At 67.5% G+C, this 12,270-nt stretch carries 15 protein-coding genes; 6 read left to right on the top strand and 9 right to left on the bottom strand.

Features of this window, described 5'->3' with window-relative positions; genetic code table 11:
- Nucleotides 1-304 precede the first annotated feature (304 nt).
- Nucleotides 305-1,345 carry an OmpA family protein gene (locus tag QZ749_RS22865; protein WP_296951939.1) on the top strand — a complete coding sequence of 347 codons (1,041 nt, stop codon included), beginning with the start codon at nucleotides 305-307 and terminating at the stop codon, nucleotides 1,343-1,345.
- Between the two features lie 103 nt (nucleotides 1,346-1,448).
- On the top strand, nucleotides 1,449-2,378 hold the full coding sequence (locus tag QZ749_RS22860; RefSeq protein ID WP_296951936.1) for a YihY/virulence factor BrkB family protein: 930 nt from the start codon (nucleotides 1,449-1,451) through the stop codon (nucleotides 2,376-2,378).
- A gap of 292 nt (nucleotides 2,379-2,670) precedes the next feature.
- Here QZ749_RS22860 and QZ749_RS22855 read toward each other — a convergent pair whose 3' ends face one another.
- From QZ749_RS22855 to QZ749_RS22845, 3 genes are all read right to left on the bottom strand, one after another.
- Nucleotides 2,671-3,957 (bottom strand): AI-2E family transporter, encoded by a 1,287-nt coding sequence (locus tag QZ749_RS22855; protein WP_296951933.1) that lies wholly within the window; start codon nucleotides 3,955-3,957, stop codon nucleotides 2,671-2,673.
- A 145-nt stretch (nucleotides 3,958-4,102) separates the two neighbouring features.
- Complete coding sequence (locus QZ749_RS22850) at nucleotides 4,103-4,417, bottom strand: BON domain-containing protein (protein WP_296951931.1); 315 nt, start codon at nucleotides 4,415-4,417, stop codon at nucleotides 4,103-4,105.
- A gap of 123 nt (nucleotides 4,418-4,540) precedes the next feature.
- A complete protein-coding gene (locus QZ749_RS22845) occupies nucleotides 4,541-5,089 on the bottom strand; it encodes a hypothetical protein (protein ID WP_296951928.1) in 549 nt (182 codons plus the stop codon).
- A 191-nt stretch (nucleotides 5,090-5,280) separates the two neighbouring features.
- Here QZ749_RS22845 and QZ749_RS22840 point away from each other — a divergent pair, with 191 nt between their 5' ends.
- On the top strand, nucleotides 5,281-5,745 hold the full coding sequence (locus tag QZ749_RS22840) for a glycine zipper 2TM domain-containing protein (protein ID WP_296951925.1): 465 nt from the start codon (nucleotides 5,281-5,283) through the stop codon (nucleotides 5,743-5,745).
- Between the two features lie 240 nt (nucleotides 5,746-5,985).
- Here the strand turns inward: QZ749_RS22840 and QZ749_RS22835 are convergent, their stop codons facing one another.
- From QZ749_RS22835 to QZ749_RS22810, 6 genes are all read right to left on the bottom strand, one after another.
- The gene (locus QZ749_RS22835; protein WP_296951923.1) at nucleotides 5,986-6,363 is read right to left on the bottom strand and encodes a hypothetical protein; all 378 of its coding nucleotides are present in this window, start codon (nucleotides 6,361-6,363) and stop codon (nucleotides 5,986-5,988) included.
- A 9-nt stretch (nucleotides 6,364-6,372) separates the two neighbouring features.
- Complete coding sequence (locus QZ749_RS22830; RefSeq protein WP_296951920.1) at nucleotides 6,373-6,759, bottom strand: phage holin family protein; 387 nt, start codon at nucleotides 6,757-6,759, stop codon at nucleotides 6,373-6,375.
- An 18-nt stretch (nucleotides 6,760-6,777) separates the two neighbouring features.
- Entirely contained in the window at nucleotides 6,778-7,137 is a 360-nt protein-coding gene (locus tag QZ749_RS22825) for a YqjD family protein (protein WP_296951917.1), read from the bottom strand.
- A gap of 49 nt (nucleotides 7,138-7,186) precedes the next feature.
- Entirely contained in the window at nucleotides 7,187-7,723 is a 537-nt protein-coding gene (locus QZ749_RS22820) for a bacterioferritin (protein ID WP_296951914.1), read from the bottom strand.
- Between the two features lie 40 nt (nucleotides 7,724-7,763).
- Nucleotides 7,764-8,687, bottom strand: a complete 924-nt coding sequence (locus QZ749_RS22815; RefSeq protein ID WP_296951911.1) for an OmpA family protein — start codon at nucleotides 8,685-8,687, stop codon at nucleotides 7,764-7,766.
- A gap of 79 nt (nucleotides 8,688-8,766) precedes the next feature.
- The gene (locus QZ749_RS22810) at nucleotides 8,767-9,162 is read right to left on the bottom strand and encodes a DUF4398 domain-containing protein (protein WP_296951908.1); all 396 of its coding nucleotides are present in this window, start codon (nucleotides 9,160-9,162) and stop codon (nucleotides 8,767-8,769) included.
- 189 nt (nucleotides 9,163-9,351) lie between these two features.
- Between QZ749_RS22810 and QZ749_RS22805 the strand changes: the two genes are divergently transcribed.
- From QZ749_RS22805 to QZ749_RS22795, 3 genes are all read left to right on the top strand, one after another.
- Nucleotides 9,352-11,403: an AsmA family protein gene (locus tag QZ749_RS22805; protein ID WP_296951904.1), complete on the top strand. Its 2,052-nt coding sequence runs from the start codon at nucleotides 9,352-9,354 to the stop codon at nucleotides 11,401-11,403.
- Nucleotides 11,404-11,631: 228 nt separating this feature from the next.
- A complete protein-coding gene (locus QZ749_RS22800) occupies nucleotides 11,632-11,925 on the top strand; it encodes a BON domain-containing protein (RefSeq protein WP_296951901.1) in 294 nt (97 codons plus the stop codon).
- A 36-nt stretch (nucleotides 11,926-11,961) separates the two neighbouring features.
- Nucleotides 11,962-12,183, top strand: coding sequence for a glycine zipper 2TM domain-containing protein (locus QZ749_RS22795; RefSeq protein ID WP_296951899.1), 222 nt, complete (start codon nucleotides 11,962-11,964; stop codon nucleotides 12,181-12,183).
- Nucleotides 12,184-12,270: the final 87 nt, after the last annotated feature.

Here is a 12,270-nt window from a genome sequence, read left to right as displayed (position 1 = left end):
GGGCGGTCCGTATGACGCCGCCATGACGGCCGCGGATGGCGTATATGCATGGTTTCCCTGTCATCGGCATGTGCCGGGGCTGCGCGACGTTGGCTGACGATGGCACGACGTATGACGCAGTTCGTAACATTCAGAAACACTCGGCAACCGTGACATAAATGACTACGTTGTAAGATCGCCACAACAATCGGCGCTTAGGTGCGCTAGCGCACTGACCTAAAGAATTGCCGGCTTGTAAGCTTGTCATCAACATCACTGCAAGGCATGCGATGTCAAGTACCTTTACAACTTATGGGAGTTACCTGTGAATAATACGAAGAAGATCGCCCTGGCTGCCGCCATCCTGTGCTCCGCCGCTTCGGCAATGGCGCAAGAAGAAGTCATCAACCCGTCCTGGTACGTGATGCCGACCGTCGTCGGCATCAAGCCGGACGCGGACTTCGGCACCGACAAGAAGGACTGGGGCGGCGGGTTGAAGTTCGGTAAGGCTGTCCACCCGCTGTGGGACATCCAGATCGGCGCCACCCATGCACGCGCCGAGGAAAACGGCTTCGACTACCGCCAGACGCTGGTTGGCGCGGATGCCTTGCTGATGCTGTCGCGTAAGAACTTCCGTCCGTTCCTGCTGGTCGGCGTCGGTGGCCAGCGTGACCGCATGGGCCGTCCGGGCCTGGGCATCCAGAAAGGCTGGTCGCCGTACGCCACCGCCGGCCTGGGCTTCCAGGTAGGCATCAACGACCAGTGGTCGCTGCAGGCCGACGCCCGCGCCGTCAAGGGCTGGATCCGCGACGACGACCAGTTCGGCTTCGACAAGTCGCTGAACAAGTACGTCTCGCTGAGCCTGAACTACGCGTTCAACCCGCCGCCGCGCCCGGCTCCGGCCCCGGCACCGGCCCCGGTCGTCGAGACCCCGCCGCCGGCACCGGCACCGGTCGCGCCGCCGCCGCCGCCGCCGGCACGCTTCGAGAAAGTGACCCTGGAAGCGACCAAGATGTTCGCGTTCGACAAGGCCGAGCTGGTCATGCCGGCACCGAAGCTGGACGAGATCGCCGCCGCGCTGAACGCCGACACCTCGATCAGCGACATCACGATCACCGGCTACACCGACCGCCTGGGCTCGGAGAAGTACAACCAGAAGCTATCGGAGCGCCGTGCCAACGCCGTGCGTGACTACCTGATCAGCAAGGGCATCGACGGCAGCCGCCTGAAGGCCGTCGGCCGTGGCGAGGAAAACCCGGTCGTCACCGATTGCAACCAGAAGAAGAAATCGGAACTGATCGAGTGCCTGGCACCGAACCGCCGCGTCGAGGTCGAGCAGATCACCATCGAACGCCGCGTGCAGTAAGGTTCATGCCGGTCCATCACATGGACCTGTCGAGCGCCCCCGACCGGGCGCTCCGATCCAACGCGCCTTCGGGCGCGTTGTTTTTTTCTACGGAGAACACGCGATGGCAGTACAAAACTGGGTACCTTTCTCGCGCCAGCTCGTCCACGTGATGCGCTGCGCCGTCTCCGAATGGATGGACCACCGGGCCGCCAGCAAGGGCGCGGCCCTGGCGTATTATTCGCTGTTCTCGCTGGCGCCGATCCTGGTGCTGGTGATCGCGATCGCCGGCTTCTTCTACGGCCAGGAAGCCGCGCAGGGCCAGCTGATCCACGAATTGCGCGGCCTGGTCGGCCCGCAGGGCGCGGAAACGATCCAGGCGATCCTGGCCGGGGCGCGCGACCAGGAAAGCGGCAAGCTCGCCACCATCATCGCCTCGGTGCTGCTGGTGGTCGGCGCGACCAGCGCCTTTTCCGAACTCAAGGACAGCCTCGACGAGATCTGGGGCGTGCCGCCGCCGCCGAACGCCAGCTGGTGGGACACGGTGCGCACGCGCCTGCTCTCCTTCGGCCTGATCCTCACGCTCGCGCTGCTACTGATGACCTCGCTCGTGGTCTCGGCCGCGCTGTCGTTCGTGGAAAAGTTCTTCGGCGGGATCTGGCAATCGGCCACCGTGGTGCTCGGCTGGGTCGCTTCCGGCTTCGGCTTCCTCGTGATCGCCGTGCTGTTCGGCGTGATCTACAAGCTGCTGCCGCGGATCAAGCTGTCCTGGCACGACGTCACCATCGGCGCGCTGGGCACGGCCGTCATGTTCACGCTGGGTAAGTTCGCGATCGGCCTGTACATCGGCAACAGCAGCACCACCAGCAGTTTCGGCGCCGCCGGATCGCTGATCGCCCTGCTGCTGTGGGTCTATTATTCGGCGCAGATCTTCTTCCTGGGCGCCGAGTTCGCGCGCCAGTACGCCATCCAGCTGGGCAGCCTGCGCAAGAAGGACGTGCCGGATACCAGCGGACGCGGCGGCAGCGCCGGCGCCCGCGCCCCGTCCAGGTAAGCCAGCGGGAAGCGCTTGCGCGACGGCGCCGCGGGGCCGTCGCGCGGCGCCGTCGGCGCCCTTCCCCCCGCGTCATCCCGGCCCGGGACGCGGCATGGGGTATGGCATGGGGTATGGCGCATCGTCGCCGTAGCTCGTGCCGCATGCGGAAAGCGGATGCGCCGGCGCGCGGCGGCAGGTGCGTTCGCGGCAGGACCGTCTCCCGGCGCCAGGCCGGGACGCCTTCCGCGGCGGCGTCACGCCCCCGGGATGCGCTCCACCACGACCGGCCTGGCCGTCCCGTGCCACGGCATCATTCGCCCAGCAGTTCGGCGACGACTTCCATGCCTTCGACGCGCTCGGCCACGACCTTGATCACGACGACGACGGGCACGCCCAGCAGCAGCCCCCACATGCCCCACAGCCAGCCCCAGAACAGCAGGCTGACGAAGACCGCGGCCGGGTTCATCTTGGCGATCTTGCCGGTCATCCAGGTGGTGACGACCATGCCGACCAGGGTGGCGATGGCCAGCGAGGCGCCCGCCACCAGGATCACCATCTGCAGCGATTCGAACTGCAGGAAGGCGACCAGGCCGGTGGCCGAGGTGATCAACAGGGGGCCGAAATACGGCATCACGTGGGCCACGCCGGCGAAGATGGCCCAGGCGCCCGCGTTTTCCAGGCCAATCATGCGCAGCGCCACCCACATCAGCAGCGCCAGCAGCGCGTTGGTGACCAGCAACATGAACATGTAGTTCTGGATCGAGGTGTTGATGTCCTCGAGGATGTGCACCGTGACCTTCTTCCGCGTCAGCGACGGCCCGGTCAGCTTGACGAGCTTGCGCTTGAAGGTGTCGCCGGCCAGCAGCAGGAAGAACACGAGGAACACGACCATCGTGGCCTGCGAGACGAAGCTGGCCAGGCCGACCGAGCCGGCCAGCAGCCAGTCCATGACGCGGAAATTGCTGGCGCCCGGCGTCTGCTGCGACGCCGGCACGGACAGCGACGGCGGCGCCCGCCGCGCCGGCGCATGGCGCGCGCCGCTCGCATTGGCGGCGGCGGCCTGCTCGATCTCGGCGGCGGCGGCCTGCACGCGCTGGATCGTCGACGGCTGGCCGTCCGAGGCCTGCATGATCAGGCGCGTGACCTTGTGCGTGAGCGCGGGCAGTTCGTCGACGATGTTGAAGATCTCGCCCTGCACGCGCTGGATGGTCAGCGCCATGGCGACCAGGATCACGGCGGTGACGAGGGTGGCGCCGATGGCGCGGCGGATGTGCCAGCGCTCGAGCCAGCGCACGACGGGGCTCAGGGTGTAGGCGATGAAAATGCCGAGCAATAGCGGCACGAAGAAATTCTTGGCCCATTGCAGGCCGAATACGAAAGCGACGGTGGCGATCACGGCCAGCGTCAGGCCGCGCGCATTGACGTGCACCGGCAGGCGCAGTTGCCCGTGCTGGGCGCCCAGCTCTTCGCCGGTCGGCGCGCCGGCGGCGTCGACGAGGCCGGCCTCGCGGGCGGCGGTGCCGACGGATTCAGGCTGGGCCGGGGCCGGAGGCGCGGCGGCGTCGGTGGCAAGGGAGCCGGAGTTGGCGAGCTGCATGTGGTACCTGTTCAACCTGTGGGGTGGGCACCCCGTGCCCACCGACTGCGTGCATCATGCCGGCTCGTGGTGGGCACGGTGCATGCGAGGCCCGCGGCCCCGCATGCCCACCCTGCGGCTCCCTGCCGGCATGGCCGGTACCGGCTTATTTTACGCGGATATCGTTCTTGACCGAGGTCACGCCCTTCACGCCGCGCGCCAGGTCGGCGGCCTTCTTGGCATCTTCCGGCTGGGCCACGAAGCCCGACAGCTGGACGTCGCCCTTGTAGGTCTCGACATTGATCTCGGTCGACTTCAGGGTCGGCTCGTTGAAGATCGATGCCTTCACCTTGGCGGTGATGACGGAATCGTCGACGTATTCGCCGGTGCTTTCCTTGGTCGGCGACGAGGAGCAGCCGACGATGGTGAAGGCGACGGTGGCGGTGAAGATGGCGGTAGCGACACGTTTGGTGATGTTCATGGTGAACTCCTTGTTGTTGGTGGTGGTATTGCCGGTTACGCTCCGATGAGCAGGATGCGGGCGGACCCGCTGAAGCCGGTCATGGCAGGGTCATGACGTCATGGACCCTGGCGTGACCGGCCTTCACTTGCCGAATGCCGACTTCGCGTCCGCCATGCACTGGTCCTTGGCGGCGCCGGCGAACGCGTCGCAGCGCTGCTTGGCCACGCGCCACGACGCCTCCAGCTTGTCGTCCTGCGCCTCGTTGCGCGCCTGGATCGCCTTGCGGTCGGCCTTGGCATCGGCCTGGGCCGCCACCAGCGCGGCCTTGGCCTGCGCCTGGCACACGTCCTTGTCGTTGCCCGTGAAGCCGGCGCAGCGCACCTTCTCGCGGTCGTAATCGGCCGCCGCGATGCGCATGCGCGCCCGGGTATAGGCCTGCAGCGTGTCCTCGTAGCGGGCGCGCGCCTCTTCCTGGGCATGCACGCGCGCCGCCTTGGCCGTCGCCACGCACAAGTCCTTCGGATTGCCGGCCAGCGTGTCGCACTGCGCGCGCGCCGCCTTGTAGCTGGCCGCCGCCGCGTCGCGCGCCTGCTGGAACGCCTGGCGCGCTTCGGGCGTCGCCGCCCGCGCATGGCCCGCCGCCCACAACAGGGCCGCGGCAAGCAGCAGGATCATATGGGGTGTCCGCATGTTGTTCTCCTTGTTCTCGACAGTTGTAGTTTTACTCTGCCGTAAGGGGAATTTCTGTTCGCTGCCGAACACAGTACAGCAGTGTTGTAAGGACATGGACTTGACGCACTATCAATGGGTGCGTCATCGCACAGACCCTGGCAACCCGACTGCTTAATCTGGACATCACATCTTTGCCAGGAGAACAAGTCATGAAAGCCATGCGTTCGATTGCCGCCCTCGTCGCGGCCGGTGCAATCCTCGGCGGTTGCGCAAGCAATAGTTCCCAGCCGTACTACGGTAGCGACGGCTACCGCGGCGGCTACGACAACACGGCCTCGATGGGCTACGGCACCATCGAGTCGATCCAGGTCACGACCGGCGACAACCGCACCAGCGGCGCCGGCGCCATCGTCGGCGGCCTGGTCGGCGCGCTGGCCGGCAACCAGGTCGGCAGCGGCGGCGGCCGCACGGCGGCCACCGTGGCCGGCGGCGTGGCCGGCGCGGCGATCGGCAACCGCGTCGAGGCGAACCGCAATCCCGAAGGGCAGCAAATGTATGCAGTCAATGTCCGTCTGGACAATGGCGAGTACCGCACCATCGTGCAGGACAGCGTCTACGATTTGCGCGTAGGTAACCGCGTGCGCGTGGTCGACGGCCGCGTCTACCGTTACTGATCGCAGCGAGCGCCGCGATCGGCGCGCAAGCCGGCACGCGGGTGCCGGCTTTTTTGCGTGGCCCGCCGGGGCGCGGCGCATGCACGCGCGCGGCGACGCACAAAAAAAGACGGCGTCCAATCGTAGATTGCGACGCCGCTCAAGCCCCACCATATTCGTGTAGCGTGCGCAGCAGGCTTGCCGCCGCGCACTTGAATCTTCCTGCGGGAACGCATCTGGCGATGCATTCCGTCGTCACCCTCAGTATGTCATATCCTGGCCATGTGCATGCGCGCGCTTGCGCTGCAGGACCAGGGCGGCGATGCCGGCCAGGGCGGCGATGCCCAGCGCCGGCTTGCCGAGGCGGCGCTTGCGGATGAAGCCCAGCACGGTCAGCGCGTACGGGGCCAGCACCGAGATGCTGGTACCGGTGGGCTGCAACAGGGCGTCGGCCCGGGTCCGCAGCGCCCAGGTCGCATGGTCGATGACCGAGTGAAACATCACCTCGGGCTTGGCCGCATGCTTGATCTGGGCACGGGCATGGGCCACGCCCGTGCGGTAGAACTCGCCCTCGCGCAGCAAGGCGCGCTTGCGCTCCTCGTGGGCACCATGGTGCCCGTGGTGGCTCGTCTTTTCCATCGTTTCTCCTTACATCAGCATGTCGCGGTCGTTGCGCAATTCCTTCATCGTTTCCGGGAAGGCCAGCTTGCCCTGCTTGAGCATGGACAGGCCCTTCATGACCAGGACGAGGGTGAGCACGGCGAACACGATGAACAGGACCAGCAGGATCTTCCATCCCATCGACTCCCATGCGAGCGCGACGATGGTGGCGGTGCCGTAGGCCAGCGCGAACCAGGTGAACAGGGCAGCCGCCGCGAAAATGGCGATCAGCTCGATCACATGGTTGCGCACTTCCGTCAGCTCGAGCGCGGCAAGCTCCACGCGCGAGACCAGGAGGCCGAACACGTTCTTGGTGAGGCTGGTGATGCCGCCCAGGAGGCCGGGGCTTTGCACGCGGGCTTCGTTGATATCCATGGCTGCCCCCGACCGCGATTATTTACGGCCCAGTACGACACCCAGCAGCAGACCGACACCGGCCGCGACGGCCACCGTGCGCCACGGATTGTCCTTCACGTAGACATCGGCAGTGTGGGCCAGTTCCTTGCCCTTGACGACGGCCTGGTCCTGGTACTTGCCGGCCTTGCCCAGGGCAACGTCCAGCATCTGCATGCCGCGCTCGCGCAGCTCGTCGGCCTTGTTGCCGGTCAGGGCGGCGGCGGCGGTCAGCAGCGACTGGGCGTCGCGGACCAGCGCCTTGACGTCGCCGGTGGCGTCGTCCAGGCTGCCGTTCACGGAAGCGGCGTTGGCGTTGGCGCGGGCCGCATTGGCATTGGCACGGATGGATTCGAGCATGATGTACTCCTTGTCTTGGTGTGAATGTGAGGGATGGACGGCCGCCGGCTCAGGCCAGCAGGTCGCGCATGTCGTCGGCGTGTTCCTCTTCGGTGGCGAGGATCTCGATGAGCATGTTCTTGGTGGTCGGGTCCTTGTCGCCGATGGCGGCGATCATCTGGCGGTAGGACTCGATGGCGACGCGCTCGGCGATCAGGTCGGCGCGGATCATCGCCTGCACGTCCTCGGAATCGTCGTACTCGGCGTGGCTGCGCTGGGTCAGCGTGGCCGGGTTGAAGTTGGGCGAGCCGTTCAGCTGGACGATGCGCTCGGCGATGCGGTCGGCGTGGTCCTGCTCCTGCTGGGCATGCTCGAGGAACTCATCCTTGATGTGGCCGGTGTTCGGGCCGCTCACGGTGTAGTAGTGGCGCTTGTAGCGCAGCACGCACAGCAGCTCGGTAGCCAGTGCCGCGTTGAGCATGGCGACGACCGCCTCGCGGTCGGCCGCGTAGCCCTCGGTGACGGCGCCGTCCTCGAGGTTGGCCGCGGCGCGGCGGATCTCCTGGATGTCGAAGCCATGCGCCAGATTCGATGCGTTCTGTTCCATGATAAAACCTTTCCTTCCTTGTGGGGGTCAAAAACAAAAATCAGCGCTGCGCCGCACGCGGCGGGATCGCCGCGCCATCGTTCGACAGCACGATTTCGACGCGACGGTTCAGCTGGCGGTTGGCCGCCGTGTCGTTGCCGGCGACCGGGTACGCTTCGCCGTAGCCGCGCATGTCCACGCGCTGGCGCGGCACGCCGAGGCTGGTCAGGGCCTGGGCCACGGACGCCGCGCGGCGCTCGGACAGGTCCTTGTTGTGGGATGCGCTGCCGGTGCTGTCGGTGAATCCTTCGACCAGCACGGAGCGGTCCGGGTTCTGCATCATGACCTCGGCCAATTTGCGCACGGTCGCCATGCCGTTCGGGGTCAGCTCGGCGCGGTCGGTGGCGAACAGCACGTCGCCGATCGTCACGACCATGCCGCGCTCGGTCTTCTGCGCATGCAGCTCGACCAGCAGCGCCTCCAGGCGCGACGACCGCTCGGCCAGCTGGGCCGCCTGGGCCTGCGCGGCCTGGGCCTGCATCCGGGCATCGGCGGCCTGGGCCTGGGCGGCGGCGGCATCGCGCTTGGCGCGCTCGGCCTCGGCGGTGCGCGCTTCCAGCTGCACGCGGTCGCGCTCGCGGCTGGCGTTGGCGATCTCGGCTTCGGCGCCCTTGGCCTTGGCCACTTCCTGGGCGGTGGCGATGCGCTGCTTGGCCACGTAGGCCAGGCGGTCGATCGTGTCCAGGCTCTCGCGCTGGGCGGCGGCCTGGTTGGCGCGGTCGAGCGCCTCGCCGGCCTGGCGGAATTCCATCGGCGCATACGACGCGACCTGCGGATTGTTGTTGGCGGCGACGAAGTCGGCGCGCGCCTCGTCCAGCGTCGGCGTGGTGGTCGGGGTGGTGCTGCAGGCCGTCAGCGACAGGACGCCGGCGAGCATGAGCGACGAGGCGATCGCGGTGGTCGACTTCTTGAAGTACGCTTTCATGGTGCTTCCTTTCTGTTCTGCATGGGCGCGCCTGGTACGGCGCGGTTCTTGTTGGCGAATGCGACTGAAGGATGCGGGCTTACTGTCCCGAATTGGCGCGGTCGACTTCCTGGCGCAGCACGCGCAGGTCTTCGTTGAGCGCGTCGGCGGCGGCCGTGGCCTTCGCCGATGCCGCCTTGCTCTGCGCCAGCTTGGCGTCGGCCTGGGCCTGCACGGCGAGTTCGCGCGCCGTCTTGTAGTCCTTGGCGGCCAGCGCCTGGTTGGCGCGCATCATCTTTTCGCGCGCCGCGTTGATTTCCTGGGGCGCCAGCTCGGGCGCGCCCGCCGACACCGCGTTCTCGACGGCATTGTGCGAGACGGCGACGGCCGCGGTGGCCGGGGTCTTCTCGGGGCTGGCGCAGGCGGCCAGCGTCAGCAGGGCAGCCACCAGGGCGGCGCGCGCCGGCAGCGGCAGGGAGATCGTGTGCTTGTCCATTGTTGTTCTCCGGGTCTTGGGAATGTGTTGGTAACGTTATAACCCTCTTGCCTGCCGTGATCGGTTCGCTGCCGCACATACGCGCTGCGCCGCCGCAAGCCCGGCCGGCCCACGGTGCGGCACCGCACATTGATGACCCGGCCTTTCCGTTAATCTGGAATAAACACCGCTCCCGACCGAGGAAGGCCAATGACGACAACAACCAAGCCGGGCCGGCACATGGCGCGCCCGCTGAAGATCACGCTCGGCATCGTCGGCGTGCTGGTGGCGATCCTGGCCATCGCCATCATCATCCTGCTCACCTTCGACTGGAATCGCGCCAAGCCGTGGCTCAACGCCAAGGTCAGCGAAGCCATCGAACGCCCGTTCGCGATCCGCGGCAACCTGGCCGTGCACTGGGAACGCCCGGCCGCCAGCATGCCGGCCGGCCAGCGTACCTGGCGCGACCACATCCCCTGGCCGCACCTGTACGCCGACGACACCCACGTCGGCAATCCGGCCGGCCTGCCCGCCGGCGACACCGCCAGCGTGCGCCAGTTCTCGTTCTCGCTCGACCCGTTCGCGCTGCTGGGGCACCGCATCCACGTGCCCGTGGTGCGCGTCGACGGCCCGCGCGTGGACCTGCTGCGCACCGATCCCGAACACTACAACTGGGCCTACCGGCGCAAGGACAAGGAGTCGAAGTGGGAGCTGGACCTCGACCGCGTGGTCCTGAACCGCGGCACGATCCGCCTGCAGGACGCCGTCACCAAGGCCGACATCACGGCCGACGTCGAGACCATCGCCAACGATCCGACCTACGGCATCGCCTTCAAGGTGCACGGCGACTACAACGGCGCGCCCGTCACCGGCGGCGGCAAGACCGGCGCCGTGCTGTCGCTGAAGGACCAGGACACGCCCTTCCCCGTGCAGGCCGACGTGCGCTCGAAAGACAGCCGCGTGGCCATCGAGGGCACCCTCATCCGTCCGGCGCAGTTCGGCGGCGTCGACCTGCAGCTGAAGCTGGCCGCCCCCTCGATGGCGCGCCTGTACGCCTTCACCGGCGTGCTGCTGCCGGAAACCCACGCGTTCTCCACCGAAGGCCACCTGACCGGACGGCGCGACGGCGAGAATGCGCGCTGGGTCTACGACAAGTTCACCGGCAGGGTCGGCGAGTCCGACATCGCCGGCCGTCTCGAATTCGCCACCGCGCGGCCGCGCAACAAGCTGAGCGGCGACGTGCGCTCGCGCCAGCTGCGCTTCGCCGACCTGGGTCCGGTGGTCGGCGCCGACTCCAACGCCAGCAAGCGCGCGCGCGGCGTGGCGGCGGTGCAGCCGGCCAGCAAGGCACTGCCGGTCGAGAAGTTCAACACCGACAAGTGGAAGACGATCGACGCCGACGTCAAGTACGCGGCCGACCGCATCGTCAAGGATGCCGACCTGCCGATCAGCAAGGTATCCACCCATATCGTCATGAAGAACGGCGTGCTGACGCTCGATCCGCTGAACTTCGCGCTGGCCGGCGGCACCGTCAATTCGAACATCAAGCTCGACGGCAGCGCCGGCGGCGGCACGCCGATCAAGGCCTCGCTCGACGCCACCGCGCGCCACGTCAAGATCAAGCAGCTGTTCCCGGCCATCGAGAAGATGCAAGCGACGGTCGGCGAGATCTACGGCCAGACCAAGCTGACCGCCACCGGCGACTCGGTCGGCGCCATGCTGGCCAACTCGAACGGCGAGGTGAAGGGCCTGGTGAGCCAGGGCGTGGTGAGCAAGCTGCTGCTCGAGGAGGCCGGCCTGAACGTGGGCAACATCATCATCACCAAGCTGTTCGGCGACAAGCCGGTGCAACTGAACTGCCTGGCCGCGGACCTCGGCGTGAAGAACGGCGTGGCCAGCACGCGCACGTTCGTGCTCGACACCGAGGAGGCCATCGTCGACATCAATGGCTGGGTGAATATGTCGAACGAGCACATGGACCTGCGCATCAAGCCGGAAACGAAGGCGCTGCGCCTGTTCACGCTGCGCACGCCGTTCTACGTGCGCGGCACGTTCAAGGATCCGGACCTGTCGCTCGACAAGAAGGTACTGGCGATCAAGGGCGGCGCCGCGGCGGCGCTGGCCGTGGTGGCCGCGCCGGTGGCTGCGCTGCTGCCGCTGATCAACACCGGTCCCGGCGAGGACAGCCCCTGCGCCGCCCTGCTCGCCCGCGCCGGCGCCAAGCCGCAGGCGCCGCCGCCGGGCAAGAGCGCCAAGCGCTAGGCATGTGCGCGGCTGCCGGCGTTGGTACGCCACCGTGCGCGCGGGCGGCGCCATCCGCCGCCCTGCGCGCCGGGAGACGCGCCGCCCCGTGGCGCGGCGCCCGCCTGACCAGCCGCGTGCGCCAGTGTTATTTGTCGTACAGACCTTGCCGGCGCGAACCGGTAGCCTGTGACACATGCCGGTCCTTCCGGCAAGCATGAGCAAACGAGGCAGCAACGAGGCAAGGCAATGAATCGATTCGGCAAGACCGCGGCATGGCTGGCAGCGCTGGCGATGGTTGCAGGATGCGCTTCCAGTGCGCCCGCCCCGGCCATCGACGACGCGGCGATCACCGCGGGCGTGAAGGCGGCGGTGGCGGCGGACGCGCAGCTGGCGTCCAACGACATCGAGGTCGACACGGCGGAAGGAATCGTCCGGTTGAGCGGATTCGTCAGCTCGGCCGAGGACGTGGCGACCGCAGCCGCGGCCGCCCGTACGGTAAAAGGCGTGCAGTCGGTCAGGAATGACCTGCGCCTGAGGTAAGAGGCAGAAACAACCCCCATCACAAGGAGATCCATCATGAAAACCATCAAGCAAATCATCGTGACCGCATCGCTGGCAACCGTCGCCCTGGGCCTGACCGGCTGCGCCGGCATGTCGCAGCAGGACCGTAACACCGCCGTCGGCGCCGGCGCAGGCGCCGTGCTGGGCGGCGTCATCACCGGCGGCAGCGCTGTCGGCACCGTCGGCGGCGCGGCAGTGGGCGGCGTGATCGGCAACCAGGTCAAGACCACCAACTAAGCGGCGCCCTCCGTGCGCTCGCCCCCGCGCAGGCGGGGGCCCGGGTTTGCTTGCGCAGCGATGCGCGAACAAAATTGGGCCCTCGCT

The organism is uncultured Massilia sp. (assembly GCF_913773735.1).
GTDB lineage: Bacteria > Pseudomonadota > Gammaproteobacteria > Burkholderiales > Burkholderiaceae_D > Telluria.
This window is presented reverse-complemented; position numbering and strand designations above follow the sequence as displayed.